The following is a 24,300-nucleotide window of genomic DNA, read 5'->3' on the forward strand; positions in this document are numbered from 1 at the left end:
CTTAAAGTCACTTGTACTGCACAAGAACTGTAGGCGGGAGAGAGCAGGAATTCACTATGTCTGACGACTAAGAAAATAGGATTAGTAATAAGGCAGCAAGCTAATTGCTGTCAACGCTGCAAGTGGCAGAATCAAACGATTAAAGCGACGGCGTCCGTATGGGAACCCATATGCATAAGCGGGTGCTGGATACGGGTACGGGTACGGGTACGGAGGATAAGACGCATAGCCACCATAAGCACGGGAGCCGCAGCCACAATTATTAGGCGGATATGGGAGATTAACATTGACATTCTCCATCTCGTCTCCACCCATAGGAACGGCTAAGTATATCTTTTCATCATCCACATGCTCTACAATGCCGTCATACATTGTCCCGTCCTTCACCCATACGCATACATAACGATGCATATGCTTTTGACATAGTGTTTTAGCATCCGTCTGTTCCGGTGCTGTAACTTTTTCGGTTGTCATGCTTTTTTCCATGGTTGTTTCCTCCTAGGCTCTTGCATGTATACCGTATGTTATTCAAAAACGGGCTATTTGCTACATCAAATTGGGCGAATTCCGGCTTGCAAAAAAAAAGAAGCACCCCGGGAGCTCTTGGCAGAGCCCCTCTGAACGGACGTATGATGGGAAGATTTCTTCCGCAGCATACGTCCGCCGGGGTGCTGTATGATTAACTTGTCGGCTTGGCTGTATTATAACAATAGTTTGAAACTGTATCTGTGACCTGTATCACATTGCTTCAAAAAGTTTCCATAACCACACGTGAGCCGCCTCCAGCCTGCTCTGCTGGCAGAACAACTAGCTTGCGCGGAAGACGGGCCCGTAGTTCAGGCACATGACTAATCACACCAACAGACAATTGATCGTGGTGCAGCTTTTCCAGTGAGGTGATCACTGTGTCAAGCAACTCAGGGTCCAACGTTCCAAAGCCTTCATCCAGAAAGAAAAATTGCAGAGGGTATTGGCCCCGCAATTGAATTTGAGCCGACAGCGCAAGCGCAAGCGACAAGGAGGTCAGGAACGTTTCGCCACCGGACAAGGTCGATACCGGACGTTTGACCCCACCGTTGGCATCGTCACTAATGACAAATCCACCGCTGGAATCTACCTCTAGCGCGTAACGCTGCTTGGTCAGAAAACGCAGGCGGCGTGAAGCCGACTGACTGACCTGCATGAGCTGCTCCTCGGCAATATATTCAACAAAGGCATTGCCGCGAAAAACAGACTGGAGCTTGGACATTTTTTCCGCTTCGCTACGCAAATGTATACGATTGGACTCCAGCTTCATCCAGCGGACGTGCCGATGCTGCAAGTCCTCTAAATCACGCTCAGCCTTGGCGCGATTCTGAAGCGCCTCTTCGTCGCGTGCACGGCAATCACGTAGCTGTGCAGTGGCCGTTTCCCACTGTTCCTCTGTTACCGTTGTTCCATTCAGCTGCTCTTTGACATGTTTTAATCGGGAAGACAGCTCTTTTTCCCGTTCTCGATGCAAACTCACTTCACGCTCATAGCGTGCGGCTTCTTCCGGTCCCAGGCAGCATTCCATAACCTCTGCTTCCGTAGCGAAGGAGGATGCTTCCAGACGGCTGCCCCAACGGGACTCTGCCATCTGCCGTCTTTCTTCTGCCGAGTCGGAGGCCTGCCGGGCAATCAGTGAAGCATGAACGGCTTGCTGCTTGCGTTCTTCCGCTTCGGTACGGCGGCGTGCCGCGGCTTCAGCTCCGTTTTTCAGTCCCAACAGTCGCGAGGTCGCTTCTTCCAGCAATGAAGCCGCTTGGCCATCTCCAACCCACTTTCGGAGCTGTGCTAGCTTTTCACGAAGCGAATCATCTTTGCTTTGGAGCCCTGTACGGCGGGCAATAATGATTTTGTCCTCCTCGATGATACTCTGCTGTATCTGTTGAACACGCGCCGCCTTTCCTTCGAGGAAGGTCACACTCGTCTCCAGCCGGGACCGCAGCTCTTCCGCACGCCCGTCGCGCTCCTGCATGGCGCGGTAACGCTCCGCGGCTTCGCCAGGAGCGACATCCGTTAGCTGCGCCGCCCATTCGGCGCGCAGCCCCTCGCTGCGCGTGGTGCATGCCTCGCGCCTGCTGCGTGCCTGCGTCAGCGCTGCAGCTGCTGCCTCCTGCTCGGCGGCAGCACGGATACGCCGCTGCTGTCCGGCGGCGTCTGCCTCGCGCAGCGCCTGTGCCTCGGCAGGCAGCATATGCGCACGTGCGGCTAGCTCTGCCGCAGCACGCTCCAGCGCCGTGCAGCGCTCCGCCCAAGCGGCGGCACCGCGCGACTCTGCTGGTGCTGCCGCAGGCGTGAAAGGCTCGCCTGTGGCAGCAGCGCCGCTGTCTGCGGTGGCGGGCTGGGCCAGCAAGCTGCGCTGCTCGTGCAACTGCTGGCGCAGTGTGAGGCGCAGCTCCTGCAAACCAAGCCGCAGGCGGTGCAGCTCATCTGGCGCAGCGGCATCCGCGCTATGCGCCGCGACGACGGCAGGCGCGGGGTGATGCAGCGAGCCGCACACTGCGCACGGCTCGCCTTCGCGCAACTCGGCAGCGAGATGCTGAGCAAGACGGCCCAGCTCCTCGGCACGGAGCTCGTGGCGCAGTTGCTCTTCCTCGGAGGCCAGTGACGACATATCGACGGTGATCTCTGCCTCCAACGTCAGCAATGCCTCAATGCCATCAGCTGCCTGTGCAGCAAGGGCAGAACGCCGTGCCTCTGTCTCCTGTGTCTCCTGGTCCGTCAGCTGTAAACGTTCGTCAGCTTGCGCAAGCCGATTCTCCTGAGCGGTGTACTCCAGTTCAGCTTCACGCAATTGCTCATTCGCGACTTCCAGCTGTTGCAGCCGTTGCACAGCCTCTTGCAGCATACGCCGCTCATCTGCCCGCACTTCATTTTGCTTTAGCTCCTGTTGAAGCTCTTGCTGTCGCTTCAAGCCTCGCGTCTGTAGCTCTTGTTCCTTTGCGAGTCCTTCTGCATGTTCAGCAAGGGTTTGTTCGCTTTGCACAAGCTCGGCCGCCAGACGTTCCCGTTCGGTCCGCAACGCTTCCGTATCACGCTCCAGTTGAAGCGCCTGCTCTAGTTGGTCGATCCGAAGCAATAGCTTCGGTTCTTCGGCACTGAGTGCTTGCCGGGCCTGCTCATCTGCTTGCGCAGACACAAGCGCAGCCTCCTGCGCGGTAGCGGCCAGGACTTCCATTTCTTCGGCAGTCTTTTGCCGTTTTTCCGCTTCAGCAATGGCTTCCTTCCAATCCGTCAGCGCAGGCAGCAATGCCTCGGCTGCAGTTGCTTGTCGAAGCTTGCGCTCCAGCAAAGCAATGCCCGGCTCCTGTGCTGCCAACTGCTCCAGCTCGTTCGATCTTTGGCTGAGCTCGATGACCAGCTCACGGGTTTTGTTTAGCGCCTCCGATTCACGTGAGACACGCTCTAGCTCGCGACGCGAAGCTTCTGCATTGGCAATCGCCTCTTTGAGACGCAACTCTACATGTTCAAGCGCTTCAGCACTCGCATCCCCCAGCCCTTGCTGCTCCGCCTCTAACGCTTTCAGTGCGCTATCGTTATCTTTCACACGACGGCTTAGCTTCTGTGCAAGTTGATCTCCGTACTTCTCCAGATGGAATAAACGCTGTAGCATCTGTCTACGTTCACTGCCTTTTAAGGACAAGAATTCCGCAAACTTTCCCTGCGGCAATACAACAGCTCGTGTAAAATCGTCCATTTTCAGGCCGATATACTCCTCTACACAGCGCGTCACATCCTGCACCTTATCGGCAAGCACTTCCTCGCCATCCTCTGTTAACGCAATAAAACGGCTAAGCGTATTATTAACCGATACGCCTCCAGCACGTTTGAAACGTCGTTCTACACGGTAACGACGAGGCCCTTGAGCTGACATTAATTCAAACGTAAACGCAACAGACAACGTATCCTCAGCATGATTCATAATGCCTTGTGTACCATTCACTGCCCGCTCCACTTTACCGTACATAGCCAACGTAATGGCATCCAGCAGCGTTGATTTTCCACTACCCGTTGGGCCAAAAATTCCAAACAGTCCAGTTTCGGTCAAATCGTCAAAGCGAATTTCCTGTGACTCCCGGTAGCTTTGCAACCCCGCCAGTTTTAGAAGGATTGGTTTCATGCGTCATCCTCCTCAGCGTGCTCTCTTGCATCATCCTGTTCCACCAGTTCCAGAAACAACTGCACTAATCCGTCATCCGGCTTTGCTCCACCTGTCTGCCGCTGATAGAATGCCCGGAACAACTCATGCACTGGCAGTTCTGATCGTTGGTGCTCCAGCTGTGCGGCAGCCATTTCTGGATACATTGGGCGAATATGAATGATGCCTTCACGGCTTTTGCGCAGCCGCTGAATATCTCCCATCGACATCGCTTCATCCAGCGTAATTTCCAGATCAATAAAGGCATCGGCATCCAGTCCTTCGTCCAGCCAGCGATATACTTCCTCCAGACCTCCCCGTGCACGCCACCTCACTAATGGGCGTCCACTGGTAATATACAGTTCCTCGACCTGAGCAGGCTTGCCAGCAACCACGTCAATTAACGTAACCGATTTGGCTTGTCCGGCTTCGGAAAAGCTATAAGCCAGCGGCGAGCCACTGTAACGCATCAGCCCGTCTCCCTTCACATATTGGGGACGATGCAAATGTCCTAGAGCCGTATACTGTGCCCCAATGCTCAAAGCAGACGGATCTACGGTATACGCCCCCCCGACCTGAATCGGACGTTCCGAGTCCGATTCCAGCCCGCCGAGCACATAAATATGGCTCATCGACAAATTAACGGTGTCAGGCCGAAATGCTGTACCCAGCTGTGACATCAGCAAGCCCACACGGCGGCTGTATGCCTCGCGCAATACTGTTTCATCTCCGTCTTCAGACAATAGCTCGTTCAGACGAGACTCGGAGGGATATGGCAAGGCTGCAATGCATGCCATTTCACCCGTTCGCGGTGTATGAACGCGTACCGCTTCCCCATGGGGCAGTCCCAGCAATGTAATTCCGCGCCCGCTCACCAGCGGTGTGACCGAGGATACCCTTTCCGGCTGATCATGATTGCCCGCAATGACGACTAGTGGTCTTCCTCCAGCCGTAAGACGGGCAGACGTTTCATAAAACAATTGCTCGGCTGCGGCCGATGGATTGACTGAGTCGTATACGTCTCCAGCCATCATAATCAAATCGGCCTGCTGATCGTCAGCCATTTTCGCCAATTCTTCCAAAAACGCCTCCTGCTCCTTTAAACGGCTGCGTCCTTCCAACGTGCGGCCCAAATGCCAATCACCTGTATGCAAAATCCGCATGCTATTCCTCCTCTCCCTATCTATATAACTACAGCCGTACACTCTCTCCAGCTTCTAAAAAATACAGCCACTTCTCAGCAACCTTTTTGCCTGTAATCTCTTCGATCACACGGGCATACAGCTCCAATTGAAATCGATATTGGTCTGTTAAATGGGACAGTGTACGATATTCAGATATCCGATCTGTTTTATAATCTACCAGTACGAGTCCTTCAGGAGTTTCAAATAGACAGTCAATAATCCCGTTCATCAGCACCTTATCGCCGTCCTGTCTACCTTCCGAATCTGTTTCTTGTCCTGGTGACATCGATGGTAAGCTGTGGTTCCAGTAATCGTTTGCCCGCATGGTATAAGTAAACGGAAGCTCTCTTTGAACATGGGATGCTCCCAGCATTCTGCTACCCAGCTCACTAGTGAAAAAGCGTAATATTTTATCCGTATCTAGCGCCTCTGCATGAACATCCAGTAACATACGCTGATTGAGCAAACGAGCCTTGGTTTCCTCAATAACTTCGGCGCTCATCCCCCCATCTAGTGGCAAATGCAGCATCAACATATGATAGACTGTTCCTCGTTCCGTTGGAGTCAGACGCTGATTCCCCATAAACTTAGGTCTGCGCAAGTGTAATTGACTTCCCCCAGTGTGAGAATCCTCCCGATCCTCCGGTAACTCTGCTAGTAGGGAGGTAGATAGATTCAGCCAATCGTCCGAACCCATCTCCTGCATTTCCAGCCATCTTTTCATCTCAGTAACCGATGTATTGGCTGCCGTCTTGCCAGCCCGTTCATACGGATAAATCCAGGAAAGAGCAGCTTCAATATCCGTTTCACTCTCTTCGTTCAAATCGATTAGCTCCGCATTTCTCAGTGCTTCTGTCTTCTTTTGGCGCTCTTCTCCCGACACCTCTTCCTCATGATCTGAGTTCACACGAGAGCCGGAAAGTGTTTCCGAGGCCACGATTTTAAATAACCAGTCTGTTCCCGGCATATGTTCCAGCCTGTGACAGTACCCATCCTGATCACCTGCGGCTTCCCTCAACAAAGTAGCAGAAGGATGCCGAATCAAAGCGGGACCTACCCAGTCCAGATAGCTGCGGCCTGCCGCCAGCATATAGTCTGGTAAGACAATTTCCGTATGTTCTTTGGCACGTGCCCAACCCGCTGCGCGCGAAGCGAGATCCTTCACGGTTCCGGTCATAATCAGCTTTTCGCGCGGACGTGTAAGCGCCACGTATAACACCCGCATTTCCTCAGCCAATAGCTCCAGCTGTGAGCGTCGGCGGATCGCTAAATTAGGCAGCGTAGGGTAGCTGACACGATTTTGTTCCTCCACATATTTAGGACCAAACCCCAACTCCTTGTGCATAAGAAACGGCGCATTGAGATCCTGTTGATTGAACATTTTTGCTGTCCCGGCAATAAACACGATAGGGAATTCAAGTCCTTTACTTTTATGAATGGTCATAATGCGGACAGCCTGATCGGGTTCAGTCCCTCCGCTAATTGATCCTAAATCACCGCCTCGCTCCCGTAGACGGGAAATGAAGGTCAGAAATCGGAACAATCCTCGGTTGGACGTAGAAGTCTCATACTGTCTCGCTCGGTCATATAGCGCCCGCAAATTGCTTTGACGCTGTGAGCCGCCAGGCAGTCCACCGACCCAATCCAGATATCCTGTTTCCTCCAGCACATTCCAAATCAATGCACTTAAGCTGCCTTGTCTGGCTTCCTGCCGCCAGGCTTCCAAATTACGCAAAAATGAACGTAGTCGGGCAGACAACGTATTCCCGTCATTTCTATTACCAAAGTCAGATGAAGATAAAGAGTCCTCTGGGAAAATATCCAACTCCATAATCTCAGCTGAAATCCCTTTTTCGCTTTCTTCCAGTGGGTCAGCCTCAGCCGCCGCCAGCAATGCGCCATAAAACAATCCATCCGGCTTCTCCAACCGAATTTGTGCCAGTTCATCTTCGGTCAAGCCGACAATCGGCGAACGAAGCACTGATGCAAGCGGGATATCCTGCTGCGGATTATCAATAATGTGCAGCAGAGACAACATTACCTCAACTTCCGTTGCTTTAAAAAAGCCTGTCGTCTGCTCCCCGGAGGCCGGAATGCCCTCAAGCCGCAGTTCCTCCACAATTAGGGGGGCCCACACGCTTGCGGAACGAAGCAAAATGACGATATCACCGTAGACTGCCGGACGCATCGCTTTTAATCCTCTGTCGTAAATCAACAGTGGTTGTCCAGTGTCTCCGGTCAGTTCTTTAATCCGTTGCGCGATCGCACGAGCCTCTAACTGTGCCGTTTCTAACTCCACAAGCTCAGCCAGCTCACTTTCCTGTAAAACAGATTCGTCCCCCGTTTCGGACAGCTCCGAAGCCTCAGAAAGACCATGTCCACCCTTATCAACTAACAGCAGCTCAGGTGCATATACAGATGCAGGGTCTTGATCCGACTGGTCGGGATAGGATGCGCCGTGTACCAGCCATGCTCGTTCATCGTACTCAATTTCCGCCACATCCACACTCATAATCTGGCGGAACACCAAATTGACCGCATCGACAACTTCCTCCCGACTGCGGAAATTACGCGCCAGATCAATTAATAAGCCATCTTCCTGCTCCTGCATTCCGTACCGTTGATACTTATTCAAAAACAGACCCGGCTCCGCCAGCCGAAACCGATAAATACTCTGTTTCACGTCGCCCACCATAAAACGGTTACCCGGTTCCTCCCGTGATACCAGCCTGACGATATCTTCCTGTACGGTATTCGTATCCTGATACTCATCCAGCAGCACCTCGTCGAATTGCGCCTTGTATTCGAGCGCAGCGTCGGAAGGTAGTAGCTTGTACGGAGTAGAATCGGGATGTCGTAATATTTTCAGACAGTAATGTTCCAAATCCCCGAAGTCCACCAGCCCTTTTGACTGCTTGTGATGTTGAAATCGTTCCCCGAATACAATCACGGTTTCTATCAATTCGTCCATCAGCGGAGCCGCGGCGTGCAGCTCCTCCCAATAGGCTTCTGCTCTCCTGCCAAACAGGGAAGCCTTCATATCTGTAATCATTTTTTTGGCTGCTTCACGCAGCGTTTTAACCCGTTCCTGCAATGCAGGCTCGGTCTGATCTTTTTTGACGGGCTTGAGCTTACCGAAGGAAGCTGTCTGAAAATGATCATATAGAGATGCCCACGGCTGTGTCTCCAGCTCCTGTAACAATCCCTTCACCATCGCCGCATCCTCTTGCAGCGTCACGGCATAAGGTGCAGGACCGCCAGGCTGCATAGCTGTTTCATGCGCCTGTTCCAGCAAGCTCGCTGCTCCACGCAATGAAAGTGCAGCATCCGCCAAAATACTGCGAACCCAGGGAGTCTCTCCCAAAGCGGCTACATCCTGTACACGAAATGCTGCCGCTGTCTCCCGCAGCCAATGTTCTGGCCACGGATGACTTTGAGAAAAATCATACAGCCGCTGAACAAGCACGTACATTGCATCATCGGTGCGTTCTCCACTAAACCAGTCGACCAGTCTGCGGAATGTACTGCCTTCATCATGAGCCTCATATTTCTCCTCAAACAGTTCTTCTAGAAGCTCCTGACGCAGCAATTCTGTCTCATGCTCATTCATAATCCGAAAACCGGGATCAAGGGGAATGGCCTGATAATGCCTGCGGATGACCTCCATACAAAATGAGTGAAGCGTCGTAATCGAGGCCCGATTCAGCAACGATAGCTGGCGGCGTACATGCTCACTTTCCGGTTCCTGCTCCAGTACACGTTCCAACGCTTCGCGTATCCGTTGACGCATTTCGGCGGCGGCTGCCTTCGTAAAGGTCGCTACCAGTAACCGATCCACACTGAAGCCGAGCTGGGGATCGACGATTTTACGAATAATACGCTCTACGAGCACCGCTGTTTTACCAGACCCTGCCGCTGCCGCGACCAGCATGTTATTACCAGATTCCGAAATTGCACGCCACTGGTCATCACTCCACATACTGCCTTCCGGCTTCGGCATGCCTTTAGTGTTTGACGTGCCTATCATTGGTCCATTCCTCCTTTCCCTTCCTGTGTATGACCCAGCAGATTCCAGATCTGATCCTTACCGGGTTTACCCCATTGATTGTAGCCACTACCGTCCAGACTGTCGTCAAATTGACAAACAGGCTTAAAAGAACAGAAGGTACAAGCCGTCTCTTGCTGGATACGATAAGGTTCAATGGCCACATCGCCCTCTGTCATCCGTGTGCCAATCGTCCGGATATTATGACGTACCGAAGCTAGCAGGCTGTCCCACTGTTCCGGCGAAGCAACCGAAGCACTGCTATAAAAACTGCCGTCTGCTTTCACCGCAACAGGTAAAATAGAGGAATATCCCTTGTCCAATGCTGTATCCATTTGCCCAACTACATCCCGATCCGCGAGCAATAATCCCTTCATCTTAAAACGTTTTAAAAGCTCCTGACGGGCCTGTTCTGCGCTAAGACCGTTAGGCGACTGCAACATCGGATTGTGGACGTGAAAATACAGTGTACCCGCTGGATAAGCTGTCTCGCCCAACCATTCCTCCGCCGCATTCAGCAGCACATCCAGGTAGGTGAGCATCTGCAAGGACAGGCCATAGTACACTTCATGCAGCTTGAGATCCTTTTGGCTAGATTTGTAATCGATGACACGCAAAAGTAACCCCTTTTCTCCCTCTGCCACATCTACACGGTCAATCCGTCCGACAATTTCCATTACAACGCCGTTATCTAACCGGAAGCTTAACGGAGGAAGCTGCTGACCCGGCCCAAAGTCTAACTCCAGCCCAATCGGCTCAAAGCTACCTCTTCGCGCATGTTCACCTAAAATCAACGAGGCACGGCTCACGATGTCTTTCAATTTACGCAAAATGTAGCCATACCGCTTGGAGCTCATTAAAATCTCGCCTTGCAGACGAGGAGCCAAACGCTCCACTGTACTTTCCGCCTCTTGGCGGCATTCCTCCGTGCTGAGACTGCCCCAGCTGACATTGCGTTTACGCAAATTGATCGCCATCTCTCCAAGCGCTGCATGAAATAATTGTCCGATATCCGGGGCCTTCAGGCGATACATTTGACGTTCCTTCAAACGAAGACCGTGAGAGGCAAAGTGCGAAAATGGACATGCCACAAAACGTTCCATACGAGATACGCTGGTACGCAGCTTGCTGCCGTACAGACGGCGGCTCGTTTCCTTCTGCATTTCGGCATGGTTCTCGTAAAAAAGTGAGGTCAACAGCTGACGCAGCTTGTCCTTCTCACGCCCTTGCTGGCTTGCATACCAGTTATATACCTCCCACCAAGGAGATAAAATGTCACCGCCACGTCGCCAATGTCGTAATTGCGCAATGAGCTGCGGCAATGCCTCAGACGGATGAGAAGCATACTCCCATTGCGTCGTCCAAGCATCTCCAGGCAAAGGGTATCCAGCCAGTGGACGCTCGTCCAGACTAGGAAACAGGTGCCACACATGTCGTACTAACTCAGACGGCAGCAACGACTTCCCTTCTTCATCAGTCACTGCATAGCTCATCCACAGGCTTTTACCGGCTGAAGTAAGGGCCGTATAAGCGAGAAAACGTTCGTCCAACAGACGTCTTGTCATATCCGGCGCCAGCTCTACGCCTCGTTCGTTTAATGCCGTACGCTCCTGCTCATTCAGCACACCGTCCTCATGGAACACAGCCGGCATCACACCTTCGTTCATACCTAGTACAAAGGCATGTTGAATACCGGACACACGTGTACGGTCCGTGTTTCCGACTAGAACCTGATCCAGAGCTGGCGGAACAAGTCCCATACGGAACTCAGCCAATCCCGTTTCCAGCACACCCGCAAACAAAGAGGTATCCAGCCTCTCATCACCCATCATTTCGACAATTTGATCCAGTAGTTCAAGCACCGCATCCCATACTTGACGATGCTCTTTCGCCTGCTCAGGTTTTCCTGCTTCCTCTGCCTGATGAATGAAGGCGTCCAGCTTGTGGCCGATTTCTGCATCCTCCAGTAACAGATATACCGCTTCACACTTCTCAAGTGCAGTTCGTGCCTTGCCGACACGTTTCTCAAACGCACGTAAAGGCGTCACGATCACATCCCGGCACAGTTCCATCAAATCCAACGTTTCATCCCGTTGACGGCTCCGTTCCTGCTCCTCCAGCTCCAGTGACAAGCTGGGCACAGCCTGCCACGGGCGACCGTCTGTCCAACGGCTGCCTTGTATTCCGCAGGCTAGTACATAGTTTTCCAAACGGTCCATCTCCTCACGGCTCACCCGACCATCCAGCGGCAGGAGAAGGTCTGTTTTGACCGCACGGAATACATCCTCATATCGCCAACGACGCTGCACGATATCCAGCGAAGCCCGAATCAATTCCACTAAGGGATGATGCAAAACACTTCTCCGCTGATCCAGAAATACTGGAACCTCATATTGTTTGAATATCGGTTCCACCCATGGCTCATAATCTTCAATATGACGTACAAACAGGGCCATCTCCCGATAACGAGCGCCCTCATCTCGGGCCAGACGACGCATTTCGCGTACAGCCCCTTCCAGCTCTGCACGGCGATTAGCCGCAGTGTACAGTTTTATGCCTTCCGGCTGTTCTTCTGTCCACTGCTCTCGTAGCTGCTGCAGCCGCATCCATTGTTCCTGATTCCGTAACCCTGTACGATGTTCAAAGTTAGCCTCCAAATACGCCAACGCCGGACGCTCCTTAAATCTCGGCAGCGGATCAGGGCGCAGTAATTGTGTCTGCGTCTCTATCATCAGCTCGTCTGCCATTCCTTTGAGCTTTACATACGTAGCCGCTGAGGGATGAAACAAATCCAGCTCATGCGGAAGCTGTCCGCTCTCGTAGCTGCGGTTGCAAGTCAGCGCCACCGTCAACGAAGAAGCGTGCAGCATAAGCTGCTCCACCACCTTGTATTCATGTGGTGTAAACCTGCGGTAGCCATCCATCCAAATATCTGCCCCACGCACAAGGGAAGACTCAGCAATCTGTTCTGCCAGCATGCGCAGCGTATCTTCACCGTCAATATATTTAAGCGTCAGCTCTCGTTCAAAATCCTCATAGATTAGACTGATATCTTTGAGCTTGCCGCGCAAAATCGGAGTTGACTCTCCAGCAGCGTTCATTCGCTCCAGTTGCTCCGGTACAGACCGAGTATCATTTCCATACTGCTTTAGCTCCGTAAACAATGTATTCAACCGATCCACAAAGCCGAGCTGGTCTCCCGAATCCTTAAACAAACTCAGTTCATCCTTGCGACGACGAATAATTTTATATAAAAGCATCTTCTTGCCTTCTTCCGTTACAGGCACCAGTGCTGAACCCCCGGTTTCCTGCATAACTAAATAGGCAAGACGATGAAATCCCATCACTTGGGCGCGCACCGACCCCTGAATACCGTTTCCGGCTTCTGTAAGTAACGCATGCTCAGAAGCAAATGACGATTGCTCCGGTACAAGTAACAGCATAGGCTTACCTAGCGGCTCCTCGCGTAACATAGACGTCATTTCATTGCGGATTAACGTACTTTTACCACTCCCAGAGCGGCCAATCAACAAGCGAACCGACATGATGCGGCCTCCTTTCCAACGAACAACATTCTATTAAACAGTATAGCATATCAGGCAAGGGAGAAAAGAACGTACGTTTGCCATGTTGTAGCAATTCTTCCTCCCTCTAAAAAAACAAATCAGTCCCGCAGATTGGCTTGGTGCATGCCTTCTCTACAGGACTGATTTATACCTAAACGAGTCTATTTTACCTATTTAATCACCAAAAAGGCGATTGACTTTGACCTTGTATGAAACCTACAGCTGTGTCCGGCTGCGCACCTCAAAGATGGCGAATTTCAAGTAATGGCCTTCCTCCACACCCAAAATTTGAGGATGGTCTTTACCAGCCGCTCTCCAGTCTACCAGACGAAGGATTTTGCCGGCATCTGCCGCCGCTTCCTCAATGGTATCTAAAAACAACTCTGGCCGCATATGGAACGAGCAGCTCGCAGTCACCAGATAGCCGCCCTCATTGACCAGCTTCATCCCGTGCAGGTTGATATCTTTATATCCACGTGTAGCTCCTTTGACAGCGTTCTTCGTTTTGGCAAAGGCTGGCGGATCAAGAATGACCACGTCAAAGGTGCGTCCGCCACCTGCTGTCAGCGGCTTGGATGTATCTCCTTTGCCCCCGGCTCGTGCATTGCGTTCCTCTACACCTTTCACTTGATTGCGCAAATATTGAAAAGCATCGTCGACGACAAACTCAACGCGTTCCTCAAAACCGTTCAGCTTGACATTATCCCGCGCACTTTCAATCGCATGCTCTGAAATATCAAGACAAGTTACTTTTTTAGCACCATGTTTACATGCATTGAGCGTAAAGCTTCCCGTGTGCGAAAAACATTCCAATACGGTTGCGCCATCCCAGAATGGGAATTCAACAACCTTACCACTTTTATTCACTGGCTTCATGACCGTTGTGCCCGCATCCCCTGAGTCTGCAGCTACTTCTTGTAGCGTAATTCCACTACGTGCTCCCCAACCTGTCATCAACGGTGCTATGGCCGCACGATTTTCACGCTGGTCAAAGAAATAACCCGTCTTCTGGCCCTCTACGATATCAACCTTGATTTGCAGGCCATTTTCCGTCACTACCACATGACGCGGGCAATCACCGTACAAAGGACCCTTCGTTTGTTCCAATCCTTCCAGCTCACGGATGGATACATCACTTCGCTCATATATACCAACAGGACCCACTACTTCAACGAGCGCATCCCTGATTTCTTCCCTGCGCCGATCCATGCCAAGCGTTAACAACTGCACGACTAACACATCACCAAATCGATCTACAATCAGTCCAGGCAAAAAATCAGCCTCGCCGTACACCAACCGATAAGCGTTTCCCCCGGTCACAAAACGTTCGCGGTGCTCCAGACATTTGCGAAAGCGTTGGGCAAAAAAGTTTTGATCCATTGCTTCCAGCGGCTCGTAGGACATCACACGCACTGTAATTTGTGAAGCTGGATTATAGTAACCTGTCGCCAAATAACGCCCCTGATGGTTAACGATACTGACCAAATCGCCTGCCTCTGGGTCCCCTTCGATCTTGGCTATTTCGTTTTTAAACACCCAAGGGTGTGCGTGCTCCAGCCTTTTTTTACGGCTGCGTTCTAATATTACTGAAGGCAAAATCCTTCACTCCCATTCTTGGATTACTCAAAGTCCTTAATATCGTTCCGTAAAAAAGAGCTCAGCCATGCTTGTCATGGCTGTCCCCGACAGATCATAGGCTGTTACATAAGTATTTTCACCTAGAAAAGGGGGCTATGCCCGTGTTTATACATGTTATACTCCCACTGTGCGGCGGGCTGTTTATTTTTTTGGGCGGGATGAAGCTGATGGAAGCAGCCCTCCGGCATTTAGCCGGCCCCTTCCTCACCCGCTGGCTGAACCGCGCCACAGTTTCCCCTTGGCGGGGCATGCTGTTCAGCTCAGGCATTACGGCCCTGCTGCAAAGCAGCACCGCCGTAACGGTGCTGACGATCGGACTGGTTAACGCCGGGCTGTTGACCTACGGCCGCACGCTCGGCATCATTCTCGGCACCAATATCGGCACCTGCCTGACCACTGAGCTGATGGGGCTCCAGCTTGGCATGCTGGCTGTTCCGCTGCTCTGCGGCTCACTGCTATGCTGGAGCACTGCCGTCCTGTGGGGTGAAGCTGTCCCCAATCGCCAGTATGCGTCCGCCGGAGCTTCACCCGGCTCCAATGGGCTTAGCCGTCCGCAGGCTGTACAATATATCAGCCTCGTCTTTGCTGGATTTTCGCTGATTCTGGCAGGTATCCGCGTAATGCAAACAGTCGGCCCCTGGATTGAGCAGGCCGGACTATTCCGCTGGTTTCTTGATCACGCTGCGGCCAACATGTGGTGGGCCTTCGCTGCTGGAGCCTGCCTGACCGCGCTGGTTCACAGTAGCGCAGCCGTCATTGGCATGGCGATTAGCCTTGCCGCTGCGGGAGCCTTGCCAGCCGATGTGGGGATCGCCATCGTCATCGGCTCCAATGTAGGCACCTGCGTAACCGCCCTCATTGCCGCTGTTGGCGGCAGCGTGTCCGGCAAATTTGTGGCCTGGTCCCACGTGCTGCTGAACGTAGGCGGAGCCTTGCTCTTTATGCCGTTGATCCCTGGTCTGGAGATGGCCGCTGCCTGGATATCTACCGAGCCCGGAGCTAAAGTAGCCCATGCCCAAACTCTGTTTAACGTTATTAGCTCTCTGCTGGTTTTGCCTCTCTGCTATCTACCTGTGTGGACGCGTTTAGAGGATCGTATATCTCCCCACAGAATCAAACGTTAATTCCTAGCATGGACAGCGCCTTGCTTAAAATGACATCATTATTGTCATATCCACCCTGGCGCTGGAGACGCCATGCTTCCTCAGGCGTATGCCACGCAACTCCTTTAATTTCTTCAATCTGTGCCTGTAAATCCCCATCCAGTGCCTCTACGAGATAATAGTGTACTTCTTTATCTACTTCCCCAAATTCTGGATGATGATACGTATAAGCAATCATATCTACATGCTGGATAATCCGCCCGTTCAACCCTGTTTCCTCGCGAATTTCACGTAAAGCCGTCTGTTCGATTGTTTCTCCCAACTCCATTTTCCCTTTAGCCAAGGATACCTTGCCATATCGGTCAGTAATGAGCTGAATTTCAAGTTGCTCCCCCTGTTTGCGAAACACAACGCCGCCTGCGGAAATTTCCTTTTTTGCTGCCATCCTGTAATCTCCCTTCCTTGCGCAACAAGGATTCCGTCCTCTCTGTAAGGAAAGGCGAAATCCTTGTTTGCCATCTCTATTGCCTGTTCAGGCTTTTTTTGTTCTTACAGAGCTGTTTGCAGCCCATTCTCTAGTACGCGAACCAATTGGCCTTCACTTTCATTAATGCCCGCCTTCGTCAGCTTCACGCGGCATACCTTGCCAACCAGATCCTCAGTACCTTCAAACGCCAGTTGAATATAATTGTCACTATATCCATGGAGTATGCCGCTATCTTCGGTCCCTTTCGGTGCAACTTCCGGAATGACCTCCAGCACCTGACCTACAAACTTCTCAGCATACGCCAATTGCATTTGCTCTGACAGTTGTATCAGCTCATGCACTCGTGCATTTTTCACGTCTTCGTCCACCTGATCCTCCATACGCGCCGCAGGAGTTCCACTGCGCTTGGAGTACGGGAACACGTGCATTTCTGAAAAATCGATTTTTTTCATCAGCTCATAGCCATTGCGGAACATTTCATCCGTCTCCCCAGGGAAGCCGACAATCACATCCGTAGTAATCGCTACATCTGGCATTGCCTTGCGAATCATAAGCATTTTGTTATAAAACTCTTCTGTCGTGTACTTGCGACGCATCCGTTTCAACACGGTGTCGTCCCCCGCCTGAAGCGGTATGTGAAAATGACGAACCAGCTTGGTGGAACGGTTCAGTACATCAAGCATTTTTTCATCAATCTGGCTGGCTTCAATCGAACTGATACGGATACGCTCCAGCCCTTCCACCTTCTCCAGATCCCACAACAGATCAGATAGGTCATAATTATCCATGTCGTCACCATAACCGCCAGTGTGGATACCTGTGAGTACAATTTCCTTGTAGCCTGCGTGTACCAGTTGACGCGCCTGTGCAATAATACTCGCAGCATCACGACTACGGGATAGACCCCGCGACCACGGAATGATGCAGAAGGTACAGAAGTTATTGCACCCATCCTGAATTTTCAAAAAGGCCCGAGTATGATTAGCAAAATCAGGCACATCCATTTCCTCAAATACACGCGTTTTCATAATATTGCGCACGGCGTTCACCGGTTGACGCGTTTCTTGAATTTCCTGCACGAACGGAATGATTTTGTCCCGATCCTGAGTCCCGATAACGAGATCTACGCCAGGAATATCCATAATTTCGGCAGGAGAAGTTTGGGCGTAACAGCCCGTCACTGCCACAATGGCATCTGGATTCCGGCGAATCGCGCGGCGAATGATCTGACGACTCTTTTTATCACCGGTATTCGTAACGGTACATGTATTGATAAGATAGACATCAGCAGTCTGCTCATCAAAGTCCACCTGTTCATAACCTTCATTTTTAAACAGCTGCCAGATCGCTTCTGTATCATAAAAGTTTACCTTACAGCCCAATGTGTAAAATGCCACTGACGGCATATTAAACCCCTCCCATTTCTCCTGTCTCATATAAAATGCATGCCAATGCAGCCATTCCTGCGGTCTCCGCACGCAAAATACGTCTTCCCAGTCCTGTAGACTGTGCCCCGGCCTGCTCGGCCTCCAGGCTTTCCGCTTCAGTAAAGCCGCCTTCCGGGCCTACCACCAGCAGAACTCGCGGCATGTCCGTCGACGCCCATTGTCCTGCCAAAGGCTGGATTACATCCCGTAGCTGTTTACCCTGCTCTTTTTCATAACAATAACATATCAAATCATACCCAGCAAAAGAAGCCAGAAGTTCTTTCCACGTCATGGGCGCGCTAATTTCTGGAATCCGGTTACGGTGGCTTTGTTCAGCCGCTTCCTTCACAATCTTGCGCCAACGCTCCAGTCGCTTGCCTTCTTTTTTGGCATCATACTGCACGACCGTACGCTCGGACAAAAACGGTACAAACCCGGTTGCTCCGATTTCTGTACATTTTTGCATCACCGTCTCCATCTTGTCTCCTTTAGGAAGACTCTGAGCGATAGTGACCTGCACATGCGGTTCAGAGGTCATCTTCAGCGGCTCAATAATCGTCGCCGTAACATGATCCTGCTCAATCGTATCCAATGCAACCAGCGCTTCCCTAGATATCCCGTCACTAACTATAATTTTGTCACCACTACGGCCCCGCATGACTTTAGCGATATGTCGCGCGTCCTCACCCGCGACAATCACGTGATCTTCTAGAAATTGCTCTGCCGGAATAAAATAACGCTGCATTCTCTCTCACACCTATTCCTGGATTTTGCAAAATCCTCATTCTAAAAATAACTGTTATCCACTAACGTTCCGTACAAAATCCGAATAAATCACCAAGCAACATCATATCATCTTTTGCGCCTGTATGACCAGTCTGTTCCCTCTTCTATTCAGGTTATACCTACCTATTCTCGTAAAAAAAGGAGCCCTTAGGCTCCAAACAATCCAGTGATATAAAAAGAGAACTGCAAAAACTGTATATAAATCATCTGGGCCAGCGTGTAAAGAGGTTCAATTGTTACAGCTCGAACCTGCGGAATGACCAGGATAAGCAGAAAAATAAAGATCGACCACTGTTCAAATTGCTGAAGCTTACGGCGTACAGGAGTGGGGGCCACATCTTCCACAATCCGGTATCCATCCAGTGGAGGCAGTGGGATCAAATTAAAGATAAACAAAAATAGATTTAAATTGATCAGAGCATTGATAAACAAATAGATTGCTTGAGCTACCCGTTGGTTCTCCATCCCCGGCAATACTTGAAAATGAAGGAGCACGGCATAGATCAAAGTAGTAACAAATGCAAGCAGCAGATTGCTCAGCGGACCCGCAGCCGATACGATAATGCCCATGAGGCGCGGACGGCTAAAATTGTCACGATTAACCGGAACTGGCTTGGCCCAGCCAAAGCCTCCGATCAACAGCAGCAGCGTACCCAGCAGGTCAATATGCACTGCCGGATTTAAAGTCACGCGCCCAAGTAGCTTGGCCGTAGGGTCACCAAATTTATTGGCATAATACGCATGTGCAAACTCATGAACCGTGAACGATATGATCACAGCCAGTAAATAAAAGGGAAGAACATTTAAATTTACACGAAAAATATTTTGTAGAAAATCCATACTTACCTCTTTCTCGCCACAAACGCCAGCCAATCTTCATCCCGGCTTATTTCGGCAATCTCAAAGCCAGCTGCTTTCAAAGCAGTTTCGACAACCTCTTCTTTGTTCTTCCAAATCCCTGAAGCAATATAAATACCACCTGGTTCCAGGGCTTTATATACATCATCAATGAACAGCAGAATAATCTCTGCCAATATATTAGCTACCACTAGCTTGACCGGTAACTGGATACCCAGCGTTGGATCGCTTGCATTAAGCACGGATAGCAAATCACTTTCTTTAATGGTAATGCGTTCCTCCAGTCCGTTCAAACGCGTATTTTCCCGCGCACTGGATACTGCCACCGGGTCCAAATCCAAGGCAAGTACATGCTTCGCTCCCAGCTTTACAGCTCCAATGGCCAAAATACCGGAACCCGTGCCGACATCAATAACTTCTTCTCCACCCTTAATCACAGACTCCAGCGTTCTCAGACAAAGGGATGTCGTAGGATGTGTTCCCGTCCCAAAGGCCATACCAGGGTCCAGCTCAATGATTTTTTCGTCTTCACTCGCAGGCTCATAGTCTTCCCAAGTGGGTTTAATCGTCAGACGGTCCGACACACGCAAAGGCTTGAAATATTGCTTCCAAGCATTTGCCCAGTCATCCTCATCAACTGTTTTCAGCTCATACTGAACCTCACCAGGATCAATATCGAAAGTTCTCAATTCTTCGACGCGCGGCTCAATCTGCGAACGAATACGATCCATATCCACTTCTTCGGCAAAATAGCCTTTGATGATCGCTTGTCCTTCAGGTATGTCGTTCAAAGGCCGATCATACCACTGTCCATAGGACGTATCCCGCGGCTTGTTGAGCGAACCGGATTCTTCAATGGAAACCCCTCCTGCACCTGCTTCGTGCAGAAAATTCGAAATCATTTCGATGGCTTCTTCGGTTGTATGTATTGTAATTTCATTCCACAACATGGTTTTCATTTCCTCCTCATTTCACATGCATACATTACATTGTACTATATACATGCACAGGAGTTCAAAAAAGCTAATATTATCGAAGTTCAAAATATTTTTTGTAGAGCTTGTATATATTGTCCACTCTTTTAGTCCAAGCACCCTTAACTCTAGTACATACAATACAATATACTAGAAAAGGAGTGATTTAGTATGGCAAAGACGGTGTTAGATTATAATGCCAGTGTTATTACACCTATCACTAATGGTATAAATCTTCCTGTTCCGATTTCTCCAGCCGGACTTGGAATTGCTACGACGTCTGTATTTATTGATCCTGCTATTTCTGGAGCTGTCAACAACCGAGTAGAGTTAAAAGCCTCGATTGGACTACGTTTTGTCGGTGCCGGCAACATTAGAGTGCTTGTACGGATTTGGAGAGCCGGCAAGGAAATTTATTACGGACTGGAATCCAATGTCTTCGATAACAATATTATTCTTAATGTCGAAACGGTAGACGTTGCGCCTCTGGGCGTACAAAACTACCAACTGATTATTGAAAATCAAACGCCTGCGACTACTGCTTTCGTCGCCGGTCCTCTTGTTTTTAGTGCAACAGCATACAGCGGATAATGAATAGAAAAAGGAAAGAACACAAATAAGACGGGCTATCCCACAAATCATCCTTATTAATGGAGATAACCCGTCTTATTAAATTCTACTCATTGTCGATTATGATACGCTGCTGACGACGGTCAGCTACTTCGCTACGCCGGATCGCTTCTAGATCCTCAGCATCTGCCTGATCTGCCGAGAACTCTACATCTTCATTTTTAGCAGATTGCATGCGTTTGATTTTCTCCGTTTTGGTCAGCACTTTATCAAACCGTTTGTTTTTGGACATCGGTCACTACTCCTTCCAAACTTTTCACAGCATTCCACCCGCTTGTTCCACGATGGACATCGCCTGATGATGAATGGATTCATCCACCACAGCAGTCAACAAAATATCACGGCCCGTCGGTCCGCCCTGTCCTCCATCACTCATGCCACTGGCGGACGGATCAGCTGCAGCCAGTATTGCTGGAGTTGCATCTGTAAAGTCCACGCCCTGTGTCAGTGAGGACAAGCTGCTAATCTGTCCTGAAAATACAGGCAATCCGGCGTTGCCAGTAGACTGCCGCGGATACCGGCTAAATCGGTCTATCGACACATCGGCTACCCGGAGAGCTTCCAGTTTTCTAGCGGCTCCCTGTGCTTCCTCAGGACTTTTGAAATACGCCAAAATATTTTTTTCGCCCATCTCAAAATCTCCCTGTGTAGTATTGAGCGCAACTGCTCTTCAAGAGCATAGAGCGTTACGCTTTGTTATATCCTGCTCATTGGCACGATTTTATATTCCCTACGAAGGCTAGACGGATCAGGCGGTATCGAGAACAGCAGGCCAAGACTGTGAACCATAGTTTGTGAAGAATATAACTTTTACGGGTGTAAAGTAGCAGCCGGAGCTTCACCTGACTTGGCCACTCCTGTCTCCCATGCAGCACGAATGACAGCATCCCGTACCTTTTGAACCACCTTCGGATTAAAAACATTCGGTATGATATAAGTTTCACTTAGCTCCTCAGGACAGATCGCATCAGCGATGGCAAGTCCGGCAGCCAGTTTCATTTCCTCATTAATCGTCGTAGCATGGCAATCTAGAGCACCCCGGAAAATTCCCGGGAAGCACAGCACATTGTTAATCTGATTTGGAAAATCGGAGCGGCCAGTAGCAAGCACACGTACATGAGGTGCGGCTACAACCGGATCAATTTCCGGCTTCGGATTCGCCATGGCGAACACGATAGGATCAGTTGCCATGCTCTGTATATCCTCCACAGTCAGTATATTCGGGCCTGACACACCGATGAATACATCAGCTCCCACAATCACATCGGATAAACTTCCACTTAAATTGTGCGGATTAGTCATGTTCGCATACTCTGTCCAATGCGGGTTACTGTACTCCACGTCACGATGAATAGCTCCCTGTCGATCAACGCCAATCAGATTGCGTACACCTGCCTTAAGCAGCATACGGGAGCAGGCCATACCCGCCGCACCGATCCCTGCAAATACAACTTTGACATCCTCCATTTTTTTGCCACATACCTTTAATGCATTGACCAGACCCGCTAATACAACGACTGCCGTACCATGCTGATCATCATGAAATACTGGAATGTCCAGTTCCTGCTTCAACCGTCTCTCGATTTCAAAACAGCGTGGCGAAGATATATCTTCCAAATTAATGCCGCCAAAGGCAGGAGCAATCATTTTGACAATTTGAACAATTTCATCAGCGTCCTTCGTGTTGAGACAGATCGGGAAGGCGTCAACACCTGCAAATTGTTTGAACAACACTGCTTTACCCTCCATCACAGGCATAGCGGCCTCCGGTCCGATATCTCCTAATCCAAGTACCGCAGTTCCGTCTGATACGACTGCTACTGTATTCTTTTTGATTGTTAATTGATACGCTTTGGCTGGGTCATTGGCGATTTCCATACAGATTTCAGCTACACCCGGCGTATAAACTTTGGACAGTCCCTCCATCGTTTCAATTGGCTTCTTTGGTAAGGTCTCCATTTTGCCACCTGCGTGTAATTCTCTAATTTCATCTATTAAACTGCTCATATTTTTCTCCGTCCTTCCATGTCTCTATTTGGATATGAATCTCAGTCCTGTGTATAAAACTCATCAGCTCCATAATTGGAGTAACAAAGTTGCTAAAATGACCGTGCCTGCCCCTCCAATACGTGTTGCAATTTGCGCAAAAGGCATCAGTTCCATCCGATTGGACGCAGACAGAATGGCTACATCTCCCGTGCCCCCTAATCCACCGCGACAGCTAGTCACCAAAGCAGCTTCTACGGGATACATGTGAATCCATTTTCCTGTGAAGTATCCGGTAACAATCAATGCAACTACAACAGATGCGCAGGTGATGGCATAAGGAACCGTTAAAATCCCAACTACACTATCCAAAGGTACATACAAAATACCCAATCCCACCATCAAGGGCCACGTCAGACTTGCCGTTATACATTTGTACAAGTGAAAAGCTCCCTGCTCCAATGTGTTCGGCATGATCTGAATACACTTAATTAATGCCGCCGCCAGAATCATGAGGATCGGGCCTGGAATATGGAGATACGGCTCCAGCAACTTACCCACAATAAAGAAAGTGCAAGCTAACAGCAGGCCTCCTCCCATCAATGGAAAAGAAATCGATTGCTCCAAACTTGTCGGAGCTAACTTGTCTGCATCTTTCTCCAGTTTTAATAACCTCCCGTTACCTGAAGTTTTCGGATTTTTCTCTGCTAATCTCTTCAGAACACCAGCACCTATGATTGCAACAATGTTCCCGATAATTGCAGCCGGGATAAACTGGGATACGAATACTGCGGAATCCTTGCCCAGCACCAATCCATACGAAATGGACAACGGTAAAATGCCTTCCCCAATCCCACCGGAGATAATCGGAATGATGATGAAAAAAAATGTATGATAGGCGCTATAGCCAAAAGCCATCCCCACCACCATCCCCACGGCAACAGCTGCAATAGATCCTATAATAATGGGGGCAAAAATTTTGACAATTCCGTTCATCAGCATTTTCCGATCCATGCCAAGAATACTTCCCGTTACTAGACATGCGATGTAGAAGTAAAGAAAATTCGAGGTTTTCATAAGCGTGTGTACAGCACCCATCGCAGATGGACTGAACATATTCCAAAATACCATTAACGATGGAACCATAAGAGATAAAATGGCCGGCCCGCCAATATGCTTAAGCAACGGAAGTTTGGCCCCTAAATCACTGAGCAGTATGCCTAAAATCATGATGACGGCAAACCCGCCCAACAGATCGTTCGGAAGTCTTTCAGTAATTGCAGCTGCATAAACAATTAGCGCGATCACGGCATAGAGTGGAAGAGGAATAACCCCCACCTTTACCCTACCCAGCATTCTGATGCCATCTACAAAATTTTTACTCCATCTTTGCCCCTTTTGAATGACAGGCTGATTCGTAGCATTTTCCATAAATCTCCCTCCATAAAGTGAAG

General features: G+C 50.1%; 17 protein-coding genes. 2 read left to right on the forward strand and 15 right to left on the reverse strand.

From position 1 onward, the window contains the following. Positions 1–81: 81 nt before the first annotated feature. From ACUUJN_RS17915 to ACUUJN_RS17940, 6 genes are all read right to left on the reverse strand, one after another. A complete protein-coding gene (locus ACUUJN_RS17915; protein WP_028540454.1) occupies positions 82–486 on the reverse strand; it encodes a hypothetical protein in 405 nt (134 codons plus the stop codon). 262 nt (positions 487–748) lie between these two features. Beyond that, the gene (locus ACUUJN_RS17920) at positions 749–4,144 is read right to left on the reverse strand and encodes an AAA family ATPase (RefSeq protein WP_484668761.1); all 3,396 of its coding nucleotides are present in this window, start codon (positions 4,142–4,144) and stop codon (positions 749–751) included. Beyond that, positions 4,141–5,325 carry an exonuclease SbcCD subunit D gene (locus ACUUJN_RS17925; protein WP_028540452.1) on the reverse strand — a complete coding sequence of 395 codons (1,185 nt, stop codon included), beginning with the start codon at positions 5,323–5,325 and terminating at the stop codon, positions 4,141–4,143. Before ACUUJN_RS17925 ends, ACUUJN_RS17920 begins: the two co-directional genes overlap by 4 nt. A 28-nt stretch (positions 5,326–5,353) precedes the next feature. Then, a complete protein-coding gene (gene addA / locus ACUUJN_RS17930) occupies positions 5,354–9,373 on the reverse strand; it encodes a helicase-exonuclease AddAB subunit AddA (protein WP_484668762.1) in 4,020 nt (1,339 codons plus the stop codon). Next, positions 9,370–12,936: a helicase-exonuclease AddAB subunit AddB gene (gene addB / locus ACUUJN_RS17935; protein WP_484668763.1), complete on the reverse strand. Its 3,567-nt coding sequence runs from the start codon at positions 12,934–12,936 to the stop codon at positions 9,370–9,372. Before addB ends, addA begins: the two co-directional genes overlap by 4 nt. 237 nt (positions 12,937–13,173) lie before the next feature. Further along, complete coding sequence (locus ACUUJN_RS17940) at positions 13,174–14,553, reverse strand: class I SAM-dependent rRNA methyltransferase (RefSeq protein WP_484668764.1); 1,380 nt, start codon at positions 14,551–14,553, stop codon at positions 13,174–13,176. Positions 14,554–14,696: 143 nt separating this feature from the next. Here ACUUJN_RS17940 and ACUUJN_RS17945 point away from each other — a divergent pair, with 143 nt between their 5' ends. Beyond that, complete coding sequence (locus ACUUJN_RS17945; protein WP_023989500.1) at positions 14,697–15,719, forward strand: Na/Pi cotransporter family protein; 1,023 nt, start codon at positions 14,697–14,699, stop codon at positions 15,717–15,719. Here the strand turns inward: ACUUJN_RS17945 and ACUUJN_RS17950 are convergent. From ACUUJN_RS17950 to prmA, 5 genes are all read right to left on the reverse strand, one after another. Continuing rightward, positions 15,709–16,143 carry an NUDIX hydrolase gene (locus ACUUJN_RS17950; protein WP_023989501.1) on the reverse strand — a complete coding sequence of 145 codons (435 nt, stop codon included), beginning with the start codon at positions 16,141–16,143 and terminating at the stop codon, positions 15,709–15,711. The two genes, ACUUJN_RS17945 and ACUUJN_RS17950, sit on opposite strands and share 11 nt — an antisense overlap. A gap of 104 nt (positions 16,144–16,247) precedes the next feature. Next, positions 16,248–17,591: a tRNA (N(6)-L-threonylcarbamoyladenosine(37)-C(2))-methylthiotransferase MtaB gene (gene mtaB, locus ACUUJN_RS17955; RefSeq protein WP_023989502.1), complete on the reverse strand. Its 1,344-nt coding sequence runs from the start codon at positions 17,589–17,591 to the stop codon at positions 16,248–16,250. A 1-nt stretch (position 17,592) separates the two neighbouring features. Continuing rightward, positions 17,593–18,357 carry a 16S rRNA (uracil(1498)-N(3))-methyltransferase gene (locus ACUUJN_RS17960; RefSeq protein WP_264454752.1) on the reverse strand — a complete coding sequence of 255 codons (765 nt, stop codon included), beginning with the start codon at positions 18,355–18,357 and terminating at the stop codon, positions 17,593–17,595. A 188-nt stretch (positions 18,358–18,545) separates the two neighbouring features. Then, on the reverse strand, positions 18,546–19,238 hold the full coding sequence (locus tag ACUUJN_RS17965) for a site-2 protease family protein (RefSeq protein ID WP_023989504.1): 693 nt from the start codon (positions 19,236–19,238) through the stop codon (positions 18,546–18,548). A 2-nt stretch (positions 19,239–19,240) separates the two neighbouring features. Next, on the reverse strand, positions 19,241–20,206 hold the full coding sequence (prmA, locus tag ACUUJN_RS17970) for a 50S ribosomal protein L11 methyltransferase (protein WP_264454751.1): 966 nt from the start codon (positions 20,204–20,206) through the stop codon (positions 19,241–19,243). A 195-nt stretch (positions 20,207–20,401) separates the two neighbouring features. On the opposite strand from prmA, the gene ACUUJN_RS17975 reads away from it, so the two are divergent. After that, the gene (locus ACUUJN_RS17975) at positions 20,402–20,821 is read left to right on the forward strand and encodes a hypothetical protein (protein ID WP_023989506.1); all 420 of its coding nucleotides are present in this window, start codon (positions 20,402–20,404) and stop codon (positions 20,819–20,821) included. Between the two features lie 85 nt (positions 20,822–20,906). Here ACUUJN_RS17975 and ACUUJN_RS17980 read toward each other — a convergent pair whose 3' ends face one another. From ACUUJN_RS17980 to ACUUJN_RS17995, 4 genes are all read right to left on the reverse strand, one after another. Next, entirely contained in the window at positions 20,907–21,092 is a 186-nt protein-coding gene (locus tag ACUUJN_RS17980) for a YfhD family protein (protein WP_023989507.1), read from the reverse strand. Between the two features lie 24 nt (positions 21,093–21,116). After that, the gene (locus tag ACUUJN_RS17985; RefSeq protein ID WP_013311164.1) at positions 21,117–21,491 is read right to left on the reverse strand and encodes a hypothetical protein; all 375 of its coding nucleotides are present in this window, start codon (positions 21,489–21,491) and stop codon (positions 21,117–21,119) included. A 179-nt stretch (positions 21,492–21,670) separates the two neighbouring features. After that, on the reverse strand, positions 21,671–22,867 hold the full coding sequence (locus ACUUJN_RS17990; RefSeq protein ID WP_071558462.1) for an NAD(P)-dependent malic enzyme: 1,197 nt from the start codon (positions 22,865–22,867) through the stop codon (positions 21,671–21,673). A gap of 63 nt (positions 22,868–22,930) precedes the next feature. Continuing rightward, complete coding sequence (locus ACUUJN_RS17995; protein ID WP_484668765.1) at positions 22,931–24,277, reverse strand: 2-hydroxycarboxylate transporter family protein; 1,347 nt, start codon at positions 24,275–24,277, stop codon at positions 22,931–22,933. Positions 24,278–24,300: the final 23 nt, after the last annotated feature.

This window comes from Paenibacillus sp. LRG-1 (genome assembly GCF_057220305.1).